This is a genomic window from Lentzea flaviverrucosa (assembly GCF_003350445.1).
GTDB lineage: Bacteria > Actinomycetota > Actinomycetes > Mycobacteriales > Pseudonocardiaceae > Lentzea > Lentzea californiensis.
The window spans coordinates 484,618-504,181 of the sequence record NZ_QQAU01000003.1; the positions used below are offsets into that span (position 1 = coordinate 484,618).

At 70.3% G+C, this 19,564-nt stretch carries 23 protein-coding genes; 14 read left to right on the forward strand and 9 right to left on the reverse strand.

Going from position 1 to position 19,564, the window contains the following annotated elements:
• Positions 1–58: 58 nt before the first annotated feature.
• Both DFR72_RS12205 and DFR72_RS12210 read left to right on the forward strand, forming a co-directional pair.
• Positions 59–1,030 (forward strand): helix-turn-helix transcriptional regulator, encoded by a 972-nt coding sequence (locus DFR72_RS12205; protein WP_090062552.1) that lies wholly within the window; start codon positions 59–61, stop codon positions 1,028–1,030.
• Positions 1,027–1,770: a M15 family metallopeptidase gene (locus tag DFR72_RS12210; protein ID WP_090062550.1), complete on the forward strand. Its 744-nt coding sequence runs from the start codon at positions 1,027–1,029 to the stop codon at positions 1,768–1,770. The genes DFR72_RS12205 and DFR72_RS12210 overlap by 4 nt, the downstream gene beginning before the upstream one ends.
• A 2-nt stretch (positions 1,771–1,772) precedes the next feature.
• Here the strand turns inward: DFR72_RS12210 and DFR72_RS12215 are convergent, their stop codons facing one another.
• A complete protein-coding gene (locus DFR72_RS12215; RefSeq protein ID WP_090062549.1) occupies positions 1,773–2,966 on the reverse strand; it encodes an FAD-dependent monooxygenase in 1,194 nt (397 codons plus the stop codon).
• Positions 2,967–3,027: 61 nt separating this feature from the next.
• Here DFR72_RS12215 and DFR72_RS12220 point away from each other — a divergent pair, with 61 nt between their 5' ends.
• A complete protein-coding gene (locus DFR72_RS12220) occupies positions 3,028–3,519 on the forward strand; it encodes a MarR family winged helix-turn-helix transcriptional regulator (protein WP_090062547.1) in 492 nt (163 codons plus the stop codon).
• 9 nt (positions 3,520–3,528) lie between these two features.
• Here the strand turns inward: DFR72_RS12220 and DFR72_RS12225 are convergent, their stop codons facing one another.
• Positions 3,529–3,966 carry an Lrp/AsnC family transcriptional regulator gene (locus DFR72_RS12225; RefSeq protein WP_090062546.1) on the reverse strand — a complete coding sequence of 146 codons (438 nt, stop codon included), beginning with the start codon at positions 3,964–3,966 and terminating at the stop codon, positions 3,529–3,531.
• A 122-nt stretch (positions 3,967–4,088) separates the two neighbouring features.
• Here DFR72_RS12225 and DFR72_RS12230 point away from each other — a divergent pair, with 122 nt between their 5' ends.
• Positions 4,089–5,360 carry an ArgE/DapE family deacylase gene (locus DFR72_RS12230; RefSeq protein WP_245982838.1) on the forward strand — a complete coding sequence of 424 codons (1,272 nt, stop codon included), beginning with the start codon at positions 4,089–4,091 and terminating at the stop codon, positions 5,358–5,360.
• On the opposite strand, the gene pip is transcribed toward DFR72_RS12230, so the two are convergent.
• On the reverse strand, positions 5,345–6,325 hold the full coding sequence (gene pip, locus DFR72_RS12235; protein WP_090062544.1) for a prolyl aminopeptidase: 981 nt from the start codon (positions 6,323–6,325) through the stop codon (positions 5,345–5,347). The two genes, DFR72_RS12230 and pip, sit on opposite strands and share 16 nt — an antisense overlap.
• A 197-nt stretch (positions 6,326–6,522) precedes the next feature.
• Positions 6,523–7,701: a hypothetical protein gene (locus tag DFR72_RS12240; protein ID WP_143086559.1), complete on the reverse strand. Its 1,179-nt coding sequence runs from the start codon at positions 7,699–7,701 to the stop codon at positions 6,523–6,525.
• Between the two features lie 186 nt (positions 7,702–7,887).
• Between DFR72_RS12240 and DFR72_RS45490 the strand changes: the two genes are divergently transcribed.
• The 3 genes from DFR72_RS45490 to DFR72_RS12255 all read left to right on the forward strand — a co-directional run bounded on the left by DFR72_RS45490 (position 7,888) and on the right by DFR72_RS12255 (position 9,811).
• Entirely contained in the window at positions 7,888–8,046 is a 159-nt protein-coding gene (locus DFR72_RS45490) for a hypothetical protein (protein ID WP_170176236.1), read from the forward strand.
• Between the two features lie 32 nt (positions 8,047–8,078).
• A complete protein-coding gene (locus tag DFR72_RS12250) occupies positions 8,079–8,258 on the forward strand; it encodes a hypothetical protein (protein ID WP_090062539.1) in 180 nt (59 codons plus the stop codon).
• A gap of 578 nt (positions 8,259–8,836) precedes the next feature.
• Positions 8,837–9,811 (forward strand): coiled-coil domain-containing protein, encoded by a 975-nt coding sequence (locus DFR72_RS12255; RefSeq protein ID WP_211335396.1) that lies wholly within the window; start codon positions 8,837–8,839, stop codon positions 9,809–9,811.
• Here DFR72_RS12255 and def read toward each other — a convergent pair.
• On the reverse strand, positions 9,751–10,329 hold the full coding sequence (gene def, locus DFR72_RS12260) for a peptide deformylase (RefSeq protein WP_090062536.1): 579 nt from the start codon (positions 10,327–10,329) through the stop codon (positions 9,751–9,753). The two genes, DFR72_RS12255 and def, sit on opposite strands and share 61 nt — an antisense overlap.
• 48 nt (positions 10,330–10,377) lie before the next feature.
• Here def and DFR72_RS12265 point away from each other — a divergent pair, with 48 nt between their 5' ends.
• The 4 genes from DFR72_RS12265 to DFR72_RS12280 all read left to right on the forward strand — a co-directional run bounded on the left by DFR72_RS12265 (position 10,378) and on the right by DFR72_RS12280 (position 13,267).
• Positions 10,378–10,782, forward strand: a complete 405-nt coding sequence (locus tag DFR72_RS12265; RefSeq protein ID WP_090063553.1) for a winged helix-turn-helix domain-containing protein — start codon at positions 10,378–10,380, stop codon at positions 10,780–10,782.
• A gap of 6 nt (positions 10,783–10,788) precedes the next feature.
• Positions 10,789–11,577 carry a pentapeptide repeat-containing protein gene (locus tag DFR72_RS12270; protein ID WP_090062535.1) on the forward strand — a complete coding sequence of 263 codons (789 nt, stop codon included), beginning with the start codon at positions 10,789–10,791 and terminating at the stop codon, positions 11,575–11,577.
• Positions 11,578–11,775: 198 nt separating this feature from the next.
• Positions 11,776–12,714: an agmatine deiminase family protein gene (locus tag DFR72_RS12275; RefSeq protein WP_211335397.1), complete on the forward strand. Its 939-nt coding sequence runs from the start codon at positions 11,776–11,778 to the stop codon at positions 12,712–12,714.
• A gap of 7 nt (positions 12,715–12,721) precedes the next feature.
• On the forward strand, positions 12,722–13,267 hold the full coding sequence (locus tag DFR72_RS12280) for a TetR/AcrR family transcriptional regulator (protein ID WP_090062534.1): 546 nt from the start codon (positions 12,722–12,724) through the stop codon (positions 13,265–13,267).
• On the opposite strand, the gene DFR72_RS12285 is transcribed toward DFR72_RS12280, so the two are convergent.
• From DFR72_RS12285 to DFR72_RS12295, 3 genes are all read right to left on the reverse strand, one after another.
• Positions 13,264–14,028: an alpha/beta fold hydrolase gene (locus tag DFR72_RS12285; protein ID WP_090062532.1), complete on the reverse strand. Its 765-nt coding sequence runs from the start codon at positions 14,026–14,028 to the stop codon at positions 13,264–13,266. The genes DFR72_RS12280 and DFR72_RS12285 overlap by 4 nt on opposite strands.
• An 82-nt stretch (positions 14,029–14,110) precedes the next feature.
• Entirely contained in the window at positions 14,111–14,560 is a 450-nt protein-coding gene (locus tag DFR72_RS12290; protein WP_143086558.1) for a hypothetical protein, read from the reverse strand.
• A gap of 72 nt (positions 14,561–14,632) precedes the next feature.
• Complete coding sequence (locus tag DFR72_RS12295) at positions 14,633–15,166, reverse strand: TetR/AcrR family transcriptional regulator (RefSeq protein ID WP_090062530.1); 534 nt, start codon at positions 15,164–15,166, stop codon at positions 14,633–14,635.
• 85 nt (positions 15,167–15,251) lie between these two features.
• On the opposite strand from DFR72_RS12295, the gene DFR72_RS12300 reads away from it, so the two are divergent.
• A complete protein-coding gene (locus tag DFR72_RS12300) occupies positions 15,252–16,457 on the forward strand; it encodes an FAD-dependent monooxygenase (protein ID WP_090062528.1) in 1,206 nt (401 codons plus the stop codon).
• Between the two features lie 11 nt (positions 16,458–16,468).
• Here DFR72_RS12300 and DFR72_RS12305 read toward each other — a convergent pair whose 3' ends face one another.
• The gene (locus DFR72_RS12305; protein WP_090062527.1) at positions 16,469–18,130 is read right to left on the reverse strand and encodes a M14 family metallopeptidase; all 1,662 of its coding nucleotides are present in this window, start codon (positions 18,128–18,130) and stop codon (positions 16,469–16,471) included.
• A 104-nt stretch (positions 18,131–18,234) separates the two neighbouring features.
• Here DFR72_RS12305 and DFR72_RS12310 point away from each other — a divergent pair, with 104 nt between their 5' ends.
• Both DFR72_RS12310 and DFR72_RS12315 read left to right on the forward strand, forming a co-directional pair.
• Positions 18,235–18,957, forward strand: coding sequence for a class I SAM-dependent methyltransferase (locus tag DFR72_RS12310; RefSeq protein ID WP_090062525.1), 723 nt, complete (start codon positions 18,235–18,237; stop codon positions 18,955–18,957).
• Between the two features lie 13 nt (positions 18,958–18,970).
• Positions 18,971–19,561 carry a DinB family protein gene (locus DFR72_RS12315; RefSeq protein WP_090062523.1) on the forward strand — a complete coding sequence of 197 codons (591 nt, stop codon included), beginning with the start codon at positions 18,971–18,973 and terminating at the stop codon, positions 19,559–19,561.
• The last annotated feature ends 3 nt before the right edge of the window (positions 19,562–19,564 follow it).

Below are 19,564 nucleotides of genomic sequence, written 5' to 3' on the forward strand. Positions count from 1 at the left end.
ACACGCTAGAAGCGATACCGGACAGAATCCGCCCGGTATGTGAGGGAGAATTCCGGCCATGCCCCGGCCGATCGCACGCGTGCTGTCCTTGTTGGAGCTCCTCCAATCTGGAGGCGTTCGGACGGTGGCGGAGCTCGCCTCGCGGCTTGGAGTCGACGAACGGACTGTGCGCCGGTACGTCGACCACCTTCTCGACCTCGACATACCTGTCGAGTCGGTGCGCGGACGGTACGGCGGCTACCGGCTCGCTCCCGGTTACCGGATGCCGCCGTTGATGCTCAGTGACGACGAGGCGCTGGCGGTGCTGATCGGCCTGGTCACGGGCCTGATGACGGGTACCGCGAGTGAGACGGCGGCGGCGAAGGTCCGCCGGGTGCTGCCCGCCCGGCTCGGCGGCAGGCTCGATGCCGTGCTCGGCTCGCTCGCCTTCACCAGCCCGCCCGGTTCGCCGGCCACCCCGGAGGCCGCGGTCCTGCTCACGATCGCCGACGCGGTGACCCACCACCGGCCCGTCGCCGTCCGGTACACCGCCGCCGACGGCCGGCACAGCGACCGCACGCTGCACCCGTACGGGCTCGTCGCCCACTCCGGCCGGTGGTACGTGACCGGTGCCGACCCCTCGATCGGCGAGGACCGGACGTTCCGGCTCGACCGCATCGCCTCGGCCAGGACGCTGCCCGGCTCGTTCGACCCGCCCGATGACCTCGATGCGGCGCAACGGGTCCTGACCGGGCTCGCGACCGCCCCGCACCGGCACGAGGTGACGGTGCGGATCCAGGGGTCCGCTGAGCGGATCCGCACGCGGCTTCCCGCGAGCGTCGCGGTGGTAAAGCCCCTCCCCGAGGGCTGGTCGCGCGTCGAGCTGCGGGTCGAAAGGCTCGACTGGCTGCCCGGTGTCCTCGCGTCGCTGGACCTGCCGTTCGTCATCGAGAGGCCGGACGCGCTGCGCGACCTCGTCGTGGCGCTCGCCGAGAGACTCCTGCAGTCGGCTCGTGCGGGTTCCCGGCCCGCGGACACGCTGCTTGGATGAGCTTCATGCGAGCCCTGCTGCTGTCCGCGCTCCTGATCGTGTCGTTCGCCGTGCCCGCCCACGCCACCAGCGGGTTCGTCGCGCTGCACGACGCCGATCCGACCATCCGGCACGACATCCGCTACTACACCGCGCACAACTTCGTCGGCACCCGCATCGACGGTTACCGCGCGCCCCTGTGCATCCTCACCAGGCAGGCCGCGAAGGCGTTGCGCGGCGTGCAGCGCGAGGTGCTGCGGCGGGGCTACACGCTCAAGGTCTACGACTGCTACCGCCCGCAACGCGCCGTCGACCACTTCGTGCGGTGGGCCCGCGACCTCGCCGACCAGCGGATGAAGACCGAGTTCTACCCGCGGGTCGACAAGACGCGTTTGTTCGAGGACGGCTACATCGCGGAGAAGTCCGGCCACAGCCGCGGCTCCACGCTCGACCTGACGATCGTGAAGCTGCCCCCGCGCCACCAGCGGCCGTACGTGCCGGGGGAGCGGCTGGTGAACTGCGACGCGTCCGGCCGGTTCCCCGACAACACCGTCGACATGGCCACCGGCTACGACTGCTTCGACACGCTCTCGCACACCGACGACCCGCGCGTGACCGGTCAGGCGCGGGAGAACCGTCAGCTGCTCAAGGCGGCGATGGCGCGGGCCGGGTTCCGCAACCTGCCCGAGGAGTGGTGGCACTTCACGCTCAACGACGAGCCGTTCCCGGACACCTACTTCGACTTCCCCGTCGCACGCTGACCTCAGGCGTGTGCGGCCCCGATGGGCGGAAGGGCCCTGGTCGTGTCGGCGACCTGGGTGAGCTTCGCCGTCAGGGGTGACAGCAGGGACGAGGTGATGGCCTTGTCCACGAGGCGGCGCAGGGCCAGTCCGAGCCGGGTGCGGGGGTAGGCGAACGGCACGAGCCAGCGCGGGAAGCCCTGGACGTCGTCGACGAGCGGCCGCATCCACTTCTCGTAGGCCGCGAGCCCCTCCTCGTACCGGTCCGCGGTGGTGGACAGGCACGCTGCCAGGACGTATCCGCTGACGAGCGCGAGCGAGGCGCCGCCCCCGCCCATCGGGGTCACGCACCAGCCGGCGTCACCGGCGAGGCACACCCGCCCGCGGTGCCACACGGGCATGCGGATCTGGGTGAGCTGGTCGACGTAGACGTCGGTGGAGGTGTCGAACCCGTCGAGCACGCGCCGGGCCTCCCACCCCGCGTCGGCGAAGCGCTCCCGGAACCTCGCCAGGGCGTCCGCGCGGTCGAGCCTGGTCAGGTCCGCGGCTCGGGCGTGGGCGAGCATGGCGCGGGTGGTGCCGTGGTTGTCGGGGCGGAGGTGGACCTGCCGTCCTCCGGTGGTGGTGTACCAGCGCCACCGGCTGTCGTCGGAGGCCGTGCGGGGGATCGTGCCGAAGACCATGGCGATGCCCAGGTCACGGCGGTCCACCAGATCACCGAAGAGCCGGTCTCGGGTGGCCGAGCGAACCCCCTCCGCGACGACCAGCAGGTCCGCGCTCAGCACGCGTCCCGAGGCCGTGGTGACGGTGACCGCGCCGGTGGTGTCGGCCACGTCGGTGATGGTGTCGCCGTAGGTGATCTCGACCCCTTCCGGCAGGTGCTCCAGGATCGTGCGGGCGAAGTCGCCGCGCAGCACCTCGAGCTCGGCGGTGGCGCCGTCCGGGCCGTCGGAGGGCAGCTCGGCGAGCACCCGGCCCCCCGCGTCGACGAAGACCGTGCCCGTCTCCGTGGTGTTCTGCGCCTTCACGGCCTCGGTCAGTCCCATCCGGGCGAGCACCTCGCGGGCGACGCCGCGGACGTCGACGTTCTGCCCGCCGTCGCGGAACGCCTCGGCTCGTTCCAGCACGGTCACCCGCCAGCCCGTGCGCCGCAGCCAGAAGGCGGCCGAGAGGCCGGCGATGCTCGCACCGGAGATCACCGCGTGTCGTTCAGCCATCGGGAACTCCCCTGTCAGTGGTAGCTTTGCTGCAAAGCTACTTTGACGCAAAGGCACCTGCATGACAGACGACCCGCTGACCGCGGACTGGACGTCGGCGCAGACCGCGGTGATGCACCGCCTGCGCGACTGGGTGGTCGACTTCGGCGAGCTCAACCAGCACCTCGCCGCCTGGATGCGACTGCCGGGAGCCGACGCCAACGCACTGGGCCAGATCATCTGGGCGGCCGAGGCGGACGCCCCGCTCAGCCCGGCCCAGCTGTCCCGGCAGATCGGCATGACCACGGGCGCGACCGCCATCCTGCTCAACCGGCTGGAAGCCGCCGGGCACCTCTGCCGCACGCGGGAAAGCGCCGACCGACGCCGCGTCACCCTGCGGCCCACCCCTGCCGCCCGTGATCGTGCCCGCCAGTTCCTCGGCCTCGCCGGTACCGAGATCGCGCAGGTCCTGCGCACGACACCGCCGGCCGAGCTCGCCGCCGTCGCGGCGTTCCTGGCGAGGATGACCGCGGCCGCCGACGAGGCGGTCCTGCGCCTCGGCCGGACCAGCTGACGGCCCGGGCTACAGCCGGGGCCGGGTCAGCAGCCGGGACAGCACGATCGCGCTCTCGGTCCGGTCCACGGGAGCGGTCGAACGCACGCGCTGGATGGCCTGTTCCAGGTGCGGGATGTCCCTGGCGAGCATGTAGAGCATCGCGTCGGCGGCACCGGACACCGTGCACGCCTCGATGACCTCGGGGATGTCCTCGAGCGCCTTGGTCAGCTGGGCCGGGGTGGGATTGCCCTTGCAGTAGATCTCGACGAACGCCTCGGTGTGCCACGCCAGCGCCTGCGGATCCACCAGCGCGCTGAAGCCGCGGATCGCACCGGTGGCCACCAGCCGGTCGAGGCGTCTCTTCGCGGCGGACGGTGACAGCCCTGCCGCCTTGCCGATCTCGGCGTAGGTGGCGCGGGCGTTGCGCAGCACGCACCGGATGACCGCCTGGTCGATGTCGTCCATGCCCAGAGGATCCGGCCTGCCGCAAAAAATTGCCACGCCACCGTGATCTTTGCAAAGAAACCGCTGCTAGGCGCCGGTTTCGGCGATTGTTTGCACTGCCCGGCGAACCTACTCTCCGGCTCGTGACCATCAACGATGTCGAGGCGGCGGCGCTGGCCGCAGTGGACGAGGCCGCGATCGGCCGGCTGCTGCTGGACCTGCTCGCGGTGCCGAGCGTGACGGGCAGCGACGCGGAGTCCGAACTGCAGCACGTGCTGGCCGGGCACCTGGAACGAATGGACCTGGACGTCGACCTCTGGTCCATGGACCTGCCCGAACTCCGTGCGCACGCCGACTTCCCCGGCGGCGAGGCGCCGCGCACGGAGGCGTGGGGACTAGTGGGCAACACACGCTCGCACGGCGACGGGCCGACGTTGGTCCTGCAGGGACACGTCGACGTCGTCCCGCCCGGCGACCCGGCGCAGTGGCATGGTGATCCCTTCCGCCCGCGCGTCGAGGGCGACGCCGTGCACGCCCGCGGAGCGTGCGACATGAAGGCCGGTGTGGTGGCGATCCTCGCCGCGCTGGCCGCGATCCGCGCGACTCAGACGACGCTGCGGGGCCAGGTGTCCGTGCACTTCGTCGTCAGCGAGGAGGACGGCGGGCTCGGAGCGTTCGGCACGCTGCAGCGCGGCCACACCGGCGACGCCTGCATCATCACCGAACCGACCGGCGGCGCGCTCATGATCGCCAACGGCGGGGCCCTCACCTTCCGCATCGAGGTCCCCGGCCAGGCCACGCACGGCAGCACCCGGTACGCCGGGACCAGTGCCATCGACGCCTACCTGCCGATCCACGCCGCACTCGCCCGGCTGGAAGCGCGCCGCAACACCGGCGTCGATGCGCTGATGTCCGCCTACCCCGTCGCGTACCCGCTGTCGGTCGGCACGCTGCAGGCCGGTGACTGGGCGAGCAGCGTGCCGGATCTGCTGGTGGCCGAGGGACGACTGGGCGTGGCGCTGGGGGAGGAGCCTGCCCAGGCCCGTGCCGAACTCGAGGCGTGCGTGGCCGAGGCCTGCGCCTCGGACCCGTGGCTGCGGGCCCACCCCGCCGTCGTGACGTGGCCCGGCGGTCAGTTCGCCAGCGGCCGGTTACCGGCGGGGCACCCACTCGCGGCCCTGGTCGGCGACGCGCACGCGGACGTCACCCGTGGAGCGTGCCCCACCGAGCAAGGCGCGCCGTACGGCAGTGATCTGCGTCTGTACGCGGGGGCCGGCATCCCGACCCTGCAGTACGGGCCCGGCGACGTGCGGCTCGCGCACGGTCCGCAGGAGCAGGTCTCCGTCAGCGAGGTCGTCACCGTCACCCAGGCCCTCGTGCTGGCCACGCTGCGGACGGTCTACCCGGCGGTCTGACCGCGGGCGAAGCGGTCGGTGGCGGCGATGATCGCCGCGGTCATGCTGCCACCGCCGTGCCCGGTGTCGTCGAGGACCACGAGCTCGCTTCCCGGCCAGGCGCGGTGCAGCGCCCAGGCCGTGCCGAGCGGGGCGCTGACGTCGTAGCGCCCGTGGATCAACACGGCCGGAATCCCGTGCAGCCGCTCGAGGTCACGCAGCAACTGGCGTTCTTCGAGGAAGCAGCCGTGGGACCAGTAGTGGGTCACGAGACGGGCGAAGGCCAGCTGGAACGCCGGTTCGGCGACCGAGAGGAACGGCTCGGCGTCGGGGGCCAGCGACATGTGCGTGTCCTCCCACAGGCACCACTCGTGCGCGGCCGTGGCGCGGACCTGCGGGTCGGGGTCGTGCAGGAGCCGGTTGTAGGCGGCTGCCAGGTCGCCGTCGCGTTCGGCGGAGGGCACGCCGTCGCGGAACCGGTCCCACTCGCGCGGGAAGACGCGGCCCATGTCACGGGTGATCCAGTCGGTGTCGCGGCGGTCGCCGTCGGTCACGGCCGCGAGCACCATCTCGGTCACCCTCTCCGGGTGCGCCTGCGCGTAGGCCAGAGCGAGGGTGACGCCCCAGGAGCCGCCCTCGACCAGCCAGCGCTCGATGCCCAGATGCTCCCGCAGCGCCTCGATGTCGGCGATGAGGTGCTGGGTGGTGTTCGCCGACAGGTCGACGACCGGGTCTGTGGCCGACGGGGTGCTGCGTCCGGCGTTGCGCTGGTCGAACAGGACCACGCGGTAGCGGTCTGGGTCGAACAGGGTCCGCATCCTCGGCGAGCTCCCCGATCCGGGGCCGCCGTGCAGCGCGACGGCCGGCTTGCCGTCGGGGTTGCCCAGCACCTCCCAGTACAGCGAATGGCCGTCGCCGACGTCGAGCATGCCTGACTCGTACGGCTCGCTCGGTGGATAGCGGCGTGCTTCGGACGTGCTCGTCATAGGGGCATGATCGCGTACCGGTCGCCGGCGCGGACGAGGTTGTACACGTGATGCGCACCGCGCGTGTCATTCTGCGCGCATCGTGAGGCCAGGTGGCCAGCGCGTTGGCGATCGGCGGAGGCTTCTGTCCAGGCATCGTCGACCACGTTGCTCCGTGCCCTCGACTCCCTGCTGCGTTCCCGGCCTGTGGCCTGACGTCACCGGATGCGCCACATGACCGCGCGTCCGTAGCCCGTCTCGGGAATGCTGGAGAAGCCCACGATCACACCGTGGTTGTTCACGCCTGTCGCCGAGCTCCACGTGCTGCCCGGCAACGCCCCCAGGTCGTGGATGCGGTTGTTCCGATCCCAGTACACCGCTCGCGTGGAGGCTCCTGGCGCTTCCGCGTCACCGATGATCAGACCGTTGTCGTTCATACCGCGGACGAAGCTGGATGTGCCGCCCGGCAACACCCCCAGGTCGACGGCTCGGCCGCGGTCATCCCAACGGGTGCCGTGCCAGACCGGATCGGGACCGAAGAACGCGGTGCCCGCGAGGTCGCCTCGCGCGTTCGCCGCTTCAAGTGCGCTGGCGGTCGCGTTCGGCGGCAGGTCGAGTGCCGAGATCCATCCGTGCCGGGACCAGCGCACGGCGAGGCGGTCCTGCGGGGTGGGACCTGTGGCCGTGCCCGCGATGTGGCCGTCGTTCGTGATGCTCTCCGGGAACGTGCTCCAGCCGTGCAAGCGCGGCAGTTCCGCGCTGACACCCTGGCGACTCCACATGATCGGCTGCGTGTTGCCGGGAGCGAGATCGGCGACCCCGACGATGACTCCGGCGTCGTTGATGTCGGCGGGTGCGCTGCCGGTCGCGCCGGTGGGGATGCCGAGGTCGGTGATCCGTCCGCGGCTGTCCCACCGCACGGCGTGTGTCCTGCCGTCAGCGGCGACGCTCGTGCCGATGTAGGTGCCCGTCGCGTTGCGTCCTACGACTTCGGTGGAGCCGTTGCCGAGCGACGGGAACTCGGTGATGCGGCCGGCTCGGTCCCACCGCACGGCGTGCGCGGTGTAGTTCTCGTCGCGGGCGGTGCCGATGACGACACCGTCGTCAAAGATCTTCCAGACGAGCGTCTCGATCGCACCGGGCAGGCTGGGAAGGACAGTGACGGCTCCACGGCGATCCCACTTCACCGCCCGCCACGTGCGGTCCGCGAACCCGACTGTGCCGATGATCGTTCCTTCGTCGTTGACAGCCGACGCCCCGCTGCCGATGGCGCCGGGCGGAAGCGACAGTTCAACCAGGCGCACGTCGGCGGCGTTCGCATTGCCGACGACGCTCGCGGACAGCATCATCACCGCCGCCGCCCGACCACACCGCCTGCGCAGGAGTCTCCACCGCATGCCGTTGACACACCCCTCGGCTCTGTCGTTTCGCATCGAACGATAGTTCCGCTGTCATGTGCAAGCTTCCAGAGCCGTAGGTCCCCAATGCCGACAGTGCCCGTCCCTGCCACGAGGGGCCCTGCGCATCTACGGGGGGCCGGGTCTCGGGAGGAGAGTGTGTCGTGGAAGGAGGAGGTGAGATCGATGAGGCTCGGAGTGAGGGACGTCGTCGCGACGGTTCTCGTTGCGCTCATCGCGATTCCGTACGTCGGGTACCTGATCAACGGTGAGATGCCGTTCGTCGAGGATCCGCGGGGGATGACGGCAATCGGGCTCGTGCTCGGTGTCGCGGCCTCCTCGTGATGCGGTGGGGCGAAACATTTGACGGTGTCGGCGTGGCCGAGACGGTGCTGGCGGTTCTGGTGCTGGCGCTCGGCGTCGTCACGCTGTTCCTGGCCGAGACCGCAGCCGCGGAGGTGCTGCTGGCGATGTTCATGGGCTCGATCTTGCTGATGTTGATGGTCGAACTCGCTGATCACGCCGGTGTCTTCCGTGGTGCGGTGGCGCACCGGTAGTTCGCCTGATCCACTCCCGATTCTGGTCCCCGGCAACGTCCGTTTGCCGGGGACCAGGCTTCTGCTGGTCACCGTCACGGTCACCTGCTCGCGTTCTGGACGACTGCTCACAGGGACAACGGCGTGACCGCGGGCATCGTCGGCGACGATCAGCGGACCGGCGTGTGGTCGCGCACTTCGCCGCCACGTGGACTGAGAAGCATTGCCACGTTCACCTCTCTTCTCTTCGCGCCAGGCCTCGTGAGACCGGTGCCAACTCCACTGAGGCAGGAAAACACAACGGAACTCCAAGCCTCCTGATCCTGACCGCCGATAATGTTCACTTATCGGCGGTCAGGTTTTGGGCACCCGATTGAGTAGCGTTGCGTTAGATAACGTTAGTGCACACGTAATTCTGCTACGATATCGCCGTGGAGACGAGCTGCAACTTTCCCGGCTGCGAGCGGCCTGTTTTTCGAGGTGGTGGGCCCGGCAGGCCCTCGGAGTACTGCGACCTGCCCGAGCACACGCGCTGGCGGGCATGGAGGGAGCGGCAGCGGCTGGCGGAAACCCCCGAGCAAAACCTGGAGGTCGTCACCGTGACGAATCTCCCCAGGGTCTCCGGTACCGCCAAGATCAGGGCTGAAGAGCTCCTCGACCGCTTCCGGGTGCTGTCGGAGCAGATGACGCAGACCCTCGGCCGGGCCGTCGGCGAGCTGAACGCGATGGCGGACCCGAGCGTCGCCGAAAGCCTGGTTCAAGCCGCTGAAGCCGAGGCCGCTCGTCGGGTCGCGGAGGCGCAGTCGGAACTGGCCACCGCCGAACAACGCCGGCACGAGGCCGAACGAGCCCGCAAGGCCGCCGAGGAGACCACTGAGCAGGCGGTGCGGGCGGCGGAAGAAGCCGACGACGCCGTCGACACGGCCGTGACGGAACGGGACGAGGCCCGGCAGGCCGCACGCGACGCCGTCACGCGGGCCGAGGCGGAGATCGCCGAGGTCAGGGTGCAGGCGTCGGCCCTGATCGAGGAGATCCGGGCCGAGGCCGAGCAGGTCAAGGCCGACGCCGTGAAGCACGCCGAGCAGGCGCGGCGGCAGGCGGCCAAGGAGATCGAACAGGCGCGCGCCGAAGCTCAGGCGGAGATCGCGCAGGCCCGTGCCGAGGCGCAGGCCGAGGTGGACCGCGCTCGCGCGGAGGCACAGGCGGTCGCCGAGCGGGCCGAGGCTCAGGTGGTTGCCGCGCAACAGGCTGCTGAGCAGGCGCGGGTGGAGGCGGCGGAGACCGTCGGCCGGGCCGCGAAGGCTCGTGACCTGGCGGTGGTGCGGGCGGAACGCGCTGAGCAGACCGCCGCGGACGCGCGCGCCGAGCTGGAGCGTTCACGTGCGGAGTTCGAGACGCGGTTCGCGCAGGTCAGGCAGGAGAGCGCGGAGCAGGTGGCGGCGGTGCGGCAGACGCTCGCGGTCGTGGAGGACGCGCGCGCTCAGACGTTGACCAGGGCCGAGCGCGCCGAGCGTCAGCTGGATGAGGCGGCGGAGGAACTCCGGGCGGCGCGACGGGCGAAGACCTCGTCTTGAGAGGCGGCCATCTCGCGCAACGCGGACTTGCGTTCGCGCTGGGTGAGCCGGTCGAGGTAGAGCCGGCCGTGCAGGTGGTCGGTCTCGTGTTGCAGGCAGCGGGCGAAGTAGCCCCTGCCCTCGACGACGATGGGGTTGCCGTCCTTGTCCTGGCCGCGCACGACGGCGCGGTCGGGCCGGGCCACCACGCGGTACGGGCCCGGCACCGACAGGCAGCCCTCCGGTTCCTCGAGGAGCGTGCGCTGCTCGGCGGGCAGGTCGTCGAGCACGGGGTTGAGGATGTGGCCGGTGTGCCGGGTGCCCCGTTCGTCGCGCATGTCCCACACGAACAGCTGCAGGTCGACGCCGACCTGGTTCGCGGCGATGGCGGCACCTTCGGCGACGTGGTTGGTGGCGAACATGTCGTCGATGAGCCGGGTGAGTTCGGGCGTGCCGAACTCGGTGGCCTCGCGGCAGCGGCGGGTCAGGATCTCTTCACCGACGACGGTGATGCGGCGTGGTGTGCCTCGATCGGACATGCTTTGCAAAGTAGCAGTCTTTGCAAAGTTATCGGTAGGGTGCCGTTCATGTCTCGACGGCCGCTTCCGGACCACCCCGTGCGCATCGCGTTGCTCGACCTGCTGGCCGAGCACGGCACGCTCACCTCTACCCAGGCCGCCGCACGGCTCGGGCAGAGTTCAGGCCTGTGCTCGTTCCACCTGCGCAAACTCGCCGAACTGGGCCTGATCGAGGAGGCGCCGCACCAGGGCGGCAAGGCCCGGCCGTGGCAGCTGCGGTGGGAGACCGAGGACGCGCTGGCGACGGACGAGTCGTTCAGCGCGCTCATCCACGTGACACCCGGCGAGATGGCGGAGCTCGGCGCGTCGATCCGGCGGCTGCTGTTCCGCTACCGCGACCGGGGCACGCGACCGGCCGACGCGGTCGCCGTGACGGCGGAGATCCGGTTGCTCAACGGCGACCCAGTAGGCTGATCCGCGATGGACGAGCTGAAGGGCGACTGCGCCAACTGCTTCGGGTTGTGCTGCGTCGCGCTGCCGTTCGCGAGGTCGGCGGACTTCGCGGCCACCAAGGACGCGGGCACGCCGTGCCGCAACCTGCTGGCCGATCACCGGTGCGGCATCCACGACCAGCTGCGGCCGAAGGGCTACGCCGGCTGCACGGTCTACGACTGCTTCGGCGCGGGTCAGCGGGTGTCGCAGACGGTGTTCGCCGGTGTCGACTGGCGCGTCGCCGAGCGGCAGAAGATGTTCGCGGTGTTCCCGGTGGTCCGGCAGCTGCACGAACTGCTCTGGTACCTCGCCGAGGCGCGCCGCCTCGACTCGCACGACGACCTCGCACACGCCTTCGCCGAGGTCGAGCAGCACACGGTCGCCTCGCCCGACACCATCCTGGCGCTCGACGTCGCGGAGGTCCGGGCGAAGGTGAACGTCCTGCTGCTGCGCACCAGCGAACGGCTGCGGACCAGCGCGAAGTCCTACCGGGGTGCCGACCTGATCGGCGCACGGCTGCGCAACAAGAACCTGAGCAGCGCGGACTTCCGCGGTGCGTACCTGATCGGCGCGGACCTCACGAACTCCGACCTGTCGCGGGCGGACATGATCGGCGCCGACCTGCGGGGTGCGGACCTGTCGGGTGCGGACCTGAGCACGTGCCTGTTCCTGACCCAGCCTCAGGTCAACGCCGCGCAGGGCAACGCGAAGACGAAACTGCCCGCCGCGCTGTCGCGACCCTCGCACTGGACGGCGGCGCCCGCTCAGCGCCGCTGATCTCTCCTCGGCAAGCGTGTGAGGTCACTACCAGCGGTTTTGCTTTGACTGAAAATTTAGTCAGGCGTACGTTGGAGGCTTGAACAGGCGCAACTTCGTGCAGTCGGCGGCAGCGGCCGTGAGCGGTCTGCTCGCCGGCTGCCGAGGTGACACCGGGTCGTGGGTGATGCCTGAAGAGGGGCAGCCGCATCGGCGGACGTGGATGGCGTTCGCCGCCGACGAGCGGATCTGGGGGGGCGTGACCTGCTGCCCCGGGTCCGGCGGGACCAGGCGGCGATCGCGACCACGATCGCCCGGTTCGAGCCGGTGTCGATGCTGGTGCGGGCCGGGGACCTGGAGCTGGCCCGGTCGCTGATGCCGGGTGTCGAGCTGGTGGCCGCGGAGATCGACGACCTGTGGATGCGCGACACCGGGCCGGTGTTCGTGCGCGGCGGTGGCGCGGTCGACTTCAACTTCAACGGCTGGGGCGGCAAGCAGGAACACCGCCGCGACGCGAAGGTCGCCGGGTTCGTCGCCGGCCGGGCCGGTGCCGAGCGGGTGCGCACGGACCTGGTGCTGGAGGGTGGCGCGCTGGAGGTCGACGGTGAGGGCACGGCGATCATCACCGAGAGCTGCGTGCTCAACGGCAACCGCAACCCCGGCTGGCGCAGGAGCGAGATCGAGCAGGAGCTCGCGCACCTGCTCGGGATCAGGAAGGTGATCTGGCTGCCGGGCATCGCCGGGCGGGACATCACCGACGGGCACACCGACTTCTACGCGCGGTTCGCCGGGCCCGGTGTGGTGGTGGCGGGGCTGGACAACGACCCCGAGTCGTTCGACCACGACGTGACGCGCCGCCACCTGGAGGTCCTGCGGTCGGCCACCGATGCCGCGGGCAGGTCGTTGCGGGTGGAGGTGATGGAAGGGCCGGAGACGACGCGGGTGCGTGATGACGACTTCGCGGCCGGGTACGTCAACTTCTACGTGTGCAACGGTGCGGTGGTCGGGCCCGAGTTCGGTGACCGGCGGGCCGACGCCGCGGCGAAGGCGACGATGGAGTGGTTGTTCCCCGGCCGTACGGTGGTGCAGATCGACATCGACGGCATCGCGTCGGGCGGTGGCGGCATCCACTGCACAACCCAGCAGGAACCGAAGTGAGGGCGTTGTGTCGGAGCGCAGGACCCGGATGCTCGAGGCCTCGGTGCGCGTGATCGCGCAGGACGGCGTGCGCGGGTTGCGCGTCGAGAAGCTCGCGGCCGAGGCCGGGGTGTCCACGGCGTTGATCTACTACCACTTCAAGGACCGCGCCGGGATCCTGCGTGCCGCGCTGGAGCACGTGAACCACCGGGCGCAGTCCTACACCGGTGACGTGGAGTCCGATGATCCGCGCACACGGGTCGAGCAGATGCTGCTGGGCGAGCTGCAGGACACCGCGTTCGTGCGGGAGACGAGCGTCGCGTGGGGTGAGCTGCGGGCCAGCGCGGCGTTCGACGAGGACCTGCGCGCGACGTTGCGCACGGCGACCGAGACGTGGAACGCCGACGTGGAAACCCTTGTGCGCCAAGCCAATTCGGAACTCGACGCGGCGGCGGCCGCCGAACGGCTCACCGCGCTCGTCGAGGGGTTGAGCGAGCGCTGGCACAGCGGCTCGCTGACCCTGCAACGAGCGCGCGAGCTGCTGGCCGGCGCGATCGCCCGTGAGCTCGGCTAGACCGACAGGCGCTGCTGGGCTACGGCGCGTGCGAAGCCCTCGACGTTGTCGATCATGATGTTGTGGCCGGTGTTCGGCACGGAGACGACCTGCACGCCGGACGCGGCAAGTTCGCGGCCACCGCTGGGCGGTGCGTCCTCGGGGTGCAGGAAGACGCGCGGGATCTCCAGTTCCAGCAACAGCTTGCGCATCGTGGGTGACGTGCCGCGGACGAGGTCGACGGCGCTGCGGTAGAGGGCTTCGCGGCCGGCCATGCGCATGGTGGCGGCCCAGTGCGGGCCGACGTCGCGCAGCACGCGGTCGAAGCCGTGGCTGAGGAAGTCCGCCTCGCCGTAGGCGGCGATGCCCCGGCTGCCGGGCGCACCGAGTGACGGCGTCGCGGGGTCGACGTGGGGGTCGACGAGCACGAGCGAGCGCACCATCTCGGGGTGGCGTGCGGCGAGCACGATGGCGACGGCACCGCCCATGCTGTGGCCGATGATCTCGCAGCGGCGCAGCCCGATCTTCGCGAGCGCCACGGCGAGGGCGTCCGCGTGGCCTTCCAGCGAGTAGGCGAAGCCGGCGGGCCGGTCGCTGATGCCGAAGCCGAGCATGTCCATCATGAGGCTGCGGCGCCCGGCCAGCAGTGGGTGCGCGACGGCCTCGGCGTAATAGGGAGCCGACGAGGCGCCCAGTCCGTGCAGGTAGACGCGTGCCGGTGTGGCACCCGGCACTTCGACCCAGCGGATCCGGACCCCAGGTCTGATCTCGACGGCGCGCATGTCTCTCCCGGCGGTTAATCGGTTTCAGGACCCTACCTCGCGCTCAGACGGGCCGAGCGCGGTTTCGAGAGTCCGTTCTCATCTAGTCGACGAGCCGCGCGGACACCACTGCGAGCAGCAGCGTCACGGCGGTGAACACGAAGGTGTAGCCGAATCCTATGGCGGCGTGCAGCGGGCGTGATCGCGCTCCCTCGCACAGCTGCAGCTGCCAGTACCCGGCGCCGAGGCCGAAGACCAGCCAGGGCAGCACGACGAGGGCCGGCGCGGGATTGCCCAGCAGGGCGCTGACCACGAACGGCACGGCGGAGGTGGCCACGCCGGTGGCGACGGCCATCGGCCACGGATGCGCGGTGGACTCACCGAACACGCGTCCGGCGCCGGCGGCGACCACGGCGGCGAGCAGCGCGGCGGTGATCGGGACGGCGGGCAGCCAGGCTTCGTGGGAGCCGGTGACCGGCACGAGGGCGATCGCGATCAGGAGCACGGCGGCGGTCGGTGTCAGCGGCAGCACCCGGGCACGGCGGAGGGGCACCGCGTGATGTTCGTCCCTCCCGGGGCGGACCGACAGCGACCGAACGGCGGCTTTTGGTGCGATATCGCGAAGTCAAATACCCAGGGCGGCGCGTGCGGCTGTCACGGTGGCCGTGCGCAGCTCCTCGACGGGTGTGTCGGGGAACTGCATGGTGCAGTCCTGCATGCCGCCGAACGCCAGCACCGCGCGGGCCTGCTGTTCCAGCGTCGCCTCGGGGCCGAACACGAGCCGGGTCAGGCGGGCGCGCCAGGACAGCACGACGTCGATCAGGCCGAGCTCGGCGAGTGTGGTCAGCTCGGTGAGCAGCAGCATCATGTCCTTGCGGTGGCGGTGGTGGAAGTCGAAGAAGCCCTCGATCAGCTCGACCGGTGACACGTCGTGGCGTTGCTCCATGCGCGCGAGGAAGCCTTCGCCGTCGTCGAGCAGCGGGGTGACGATGCTGCGGACGAGCTCCTCGCGTGAGGCGAAGTGGTAGTAGAGCGCGGGTTTGGTGATGCCGAGGCGGTCGGCGATCTCCTGCAGGCTGGTCTGCTGCACGCCCTGGTGTGCGAACAGTTCCCGGGCGGTCTGCAGGATCCGCTGCTTGGTGTCGCTCTGTCGTGCCACGGGCGGAATGTTACTTAACGATCGGTAAGTCGCGGTGCTACTGTCGGCCAGGTGACTTACCGACCGTTAAGTAAGGGGATGTGACGTGCGGATACTCGTTTCCGGGTCCAGCATCGCCGGTCCGATGCTCGCCTACTGGCTGGTGCGCAACGGGCACGAGGTGACGGTGGTGGAACGGTCGCCGGTGCTGCGCAAGACCGGCGGGCACGCGGTCGACCTGTTCAAGCCGGCCATGGACATCTCCGAACGCATGGGCGTGCTGCCGCGCATCGAGGCGCTCGCGACCGGGACCACACGTCTGACGTACCTGCGTGAGGGCACGCGCAAGCCGATCAGCGCCGACGTGACGAAGTTGTTCGCGGCCGCGTCGGACCGCCACGTCGAGGTCATGCGCGACGACCTGAGCGAGATCTACTACGACGCCACGCGTGCGGACGTCGAGTACGTGTTCGGCGACTCGATCACGTCCATCGGTGACGAGGTGACCTTCGAGGCCGGTGCGCCACGGCGCTTCGACCTGGTCATCGGTGCGGACGGGCTGCATTCGAACGTGCGGCGGCTCGTGTTCGGCGAGGTCGCCAAGACGTTCGTGGGTGCGTATCTGGCGGTGTTGTCCGTGCCGGAGTACTTGGGTGTGCCGGGTGAGATGGCCGGGCACATCGGGCCTGGGCGGACCGCGGCGGTGTACGGCGCACGGCACCTGGACGACGCTCGCGCGGTGTTCCTGTTCCGCTCGCCCGAGCTCTCGTACCACCACCGGGACGTGGCGCGGCAGAAGCAACTTCTGCGGGAGGCGTTCGCGGGGCTGCATCCCGAGGTGGACTCGTGGCTGGAGCACCTGGACGGCGACGGGGCGTTCTACTTCGACTCGATCACCCAGCTGCGCGAGGACACGTGGTCACGCGGGCGGGTGGCGCTGGTCGGGGACGCCGCCTACTGCCCCGGCCCGGCGATCGGCGGCAGCACGAGCCTCGCGGTGCTGGGCGCGTACGTGCTGGCGGGCGAGTTGTCCACGGGCTCGGACCACCCGGCGGCGTTCGCGCGCTACGAGGACGCGATGCGCGAGATCGTGCACGCCAGCAGGGCGTTCGCGCTCGGCACGGCGAAGACGTTGATCCCGTCCACCCGGCTGGGTGTCTCAGGACTTGTGAGAGGTGCGCAGCTGCTGACGTCGTTGCCGTCGTGGCTGATCCGACCACTGGCCAGGCTCAACTCGAAGGGCCTGCGGATGCACGACTCCATGCGCGTGAAGGACTACGGGCGTCAGGGCGCCGCGAGTGCGACGCCCTGACGCTCAGCCGGTCAGAACTGCAGGCTCCACTTGTCGAGGAACCCGGTGTCCTGGTTGGCGTTGTCGTTGACCCTCAGCTGCCAGGTGCCGTTGGCGACCTCGCTGGAGGCGTTGACGGTGTAGGTGGTGTTGATGTTGTCCGTGCCGCCGCCGGAGCGGTTGTGCAGGACGTAGACGGTGCCGTCCGGTGCCACCAGGTCCACCTTCAGGTCGCCCTGGTAGGTGTGCTTGATGTCCACGGCGACCTTGAGCGTCGACGGGGCGTTGCCCGTCAGGCCGGACGCGGTGACCGGCGAGTTGATCGTCGTGTTGTCGGCGATCTGGAAGTCCGCGGCGTTCTCGAAGAACTTGCCGCCGGGGTCGGGCGGGGTGACGCCGCAGTACTGCGCTTCCTTGCCGATGGCCTCGTACGGGCAGTCGGCGCGGTCGAGCAGCTGCAGCACGGCCTCCTTGTTGCGGGCGGTCTGCGCCGGGATCACCTCGTCGGGCGGGTAGAAGCCGCCGCCGCCGGCGCTGCCGGGGTACATCTCGAAGGTGTAGGCGAAGATGCCCTGCGTGCCCCACAGCCAGTCAGGGATCGACCCGTCGGTGATGTACAGGTCGCTGGACTGCTCGGGCGTGTAGTTGTTGGTCGACGCCATGGACTGGCCGATGGTGGCGAACGTGTTGCGCTGGTCCTGGGTCAGGCCCGGCGCGACGTCGTCGTAGGTCCAGCCCCACGGCCACAGGATGAGCTCGCTGTAGGTGTGGAAGTCGATAGCCGCGGTGATCTGCTGCTTGCCGCCGACGTTGCGGCCGCGCACGAAGTCGGCCACGACCTTCACCTCGGGCGCGGACTCCGCGCTGGGCCCGCGGTAGGTGTCGGAACCGGTGCTGCCGCTGGAACCGCCGCAGCAGCCCCACTTGTAGTTCCAGTTGCGGTTGAGGTCGGTGCCGACGTTGGCGGAACCGGCGTTGGGCTGCCGGTTCTTGCGCCACGACCGGTAGGTGCCGGTCGCGATGTCGTACTCGCCGCCGTCGGGGTTGACGTCCGGGATGATCCAGACCTCGCGGGTGTCGAGCAGGCCCTTGATCCGCGCGTCGCTCGCGTACTGGGTCGTGAACTGGTTGACCAGGTACAGCGCCATCTCGACGGTGAGGTGCTCGCGCGCGTGCTGGTGCGCGGTGAACAGCACCTCGGGCTCGTTCTCGTCGACCGCGACGTTGTCGCTGATCTTGAGCGCGAGGATGTCGCGGTTCTCGTAGGTCTTGCCGATGACCTGCTTGCTGATCAGGTTCGGGTACGCCGCGACGGCGTTGTTGATCGCCGTCGTCATCTCGGCGTAGTTGTGGTAGTTCGAGTCCGCCGCGGGGAAGTCGAACGGGCCGACGGCCGAGTTCGCCTCCATCCGCTTGGGCAGTTCGGTGACCTCGAAGCCCTGTGCCTTCAGGTTCTGGGCCTCGCGCCCGGTCGCGGTGATCACGACGATGCCGTGCTCCTCGACCGAGTCGATGGCGGCACCGGACTTGGCGAGCTTGGTGCGCTGTTCAGCGGTGCGAACGTTGCTGACCTGGTAGTTCGTCGTCGTTTCCTGGGCGCCGGGGGCCGCGCCGGTGGGCACGCCTCCCATGGCGAACACGACGCTCGCGGCGACGGTGACCCCGATCAGAGGTCTGAGATGGCTCTTTCGCATGCAGGGCAACCCTTTCGTACCACGGCAGGGACATGGCTCCGCAATGTTTAGTCCGTGTGAAGGCTCACTGTCATCCCGCCATCCGTATGGGGTTACCTGGTGGGATGACGCGCTACGACGACGTGGAGGCCTCCTCGTACCGGGTGGCCCGCGAGATCTCGCTCGAAGGGCTGGCGCCGTGGCGGGACGCGGTGGCGCCGTATCTGCTGCCAGGACGCACGGTGCTGGACCTGGGCGCGGGGACGGGTTTGTTCGTGCGGGCGTTCGGGACGTGGTTCCCGGAGGTGTCCGTGGTGGCGGTGGAACCGTCCGCGGACATGCGGCGGGCGTCGGGGTTGCCGATGCTCACCGGGGACGCCGCCGCGATTCCGGTGCCGGACGCGTCGGTGGACGTGGTGTGGATGTCGACGGTGGTGCACCACGTCCGCGACCTGGCCGCCGCCGGGGCGGAGCTGCGGCGGGTGCTGCGGCCGGGCGGTGTGGTGCTGCTGCGGTCGTTGTTCCGCGAGCGGCACGGCGGGATCGGCCTGTTCCGGTTCTTCCCCGAGGCCGTGCGGGCGCTGTCGGGGTTTCCGACGGTGGACGAGGTGGCCGGCGGCCTGGGGTTCGCGGTGCGGCGACTGGAGGCGGTGCCCCAGGTGACGGCGTCGTCGTTGGCGGACAAGGCCTCGACGCTGCGGCAGGAGGCGGACACGCTGCTGCGTGCGCTGTCGGCCGAGGAGTTCGCGGCGGGCAGGGAACGGTTGCTGGCGGCGGCCGCGGTCGAGTCCGGGCCGGTGGTGGACCACCTGGATCTGCTGGTCCTGAAAACTGCCGGTGCTGTCTGAGACGCTTCCGGGTGTGGACGAGAAGACGCTGCTGCACCGGTATCTGAACGAGGCGCGCGAGGCGTTGCTGTGGAAGCTCGATGGCCTGTCGGAGTACGACGTGCGGCGTCCGTTGACGCCGACGGGCACGAACCTGCTGGGTCTGGTGAAGCATGCGGCCGGCGTGGAGCTCAACTACTTCGGGCGCGTGTTCGACCGGCCGTTCCCCGACCCGCCGCTGTGGTCGACGGCGCAGGCGTCGCCGGCCTCGGACATGTACGCCGAGCCCGGTGAGTCCCGGGAGTCGGTCGTCGCCTTCTACGGGCGGGTGCGCGGCTACGCCGACGAGACGATCGCGGCGTTGCCGGTGGACGCGCCGGGGGTGGTGCCGTGGTGGTCGCAGAGCCGCCGCGACGTGACGTTGCGGGAGGTGCTGCTGGACGTGATCGTCGAGCTGCACCGCCACGCCGGGCACGCGGACGTGGTGCGGGAGCTGGTCGACGGCGCGGTGGGCATGCAGGACGGCAACACGAACATGCCCTCGGTGCCGGCCGGGTGGTGGGCCGGGCACCACGCCAGGCTCGAGGAAATCGCCGCCGCCTCCGACCCCGCTCTGCCAGGGTGACGG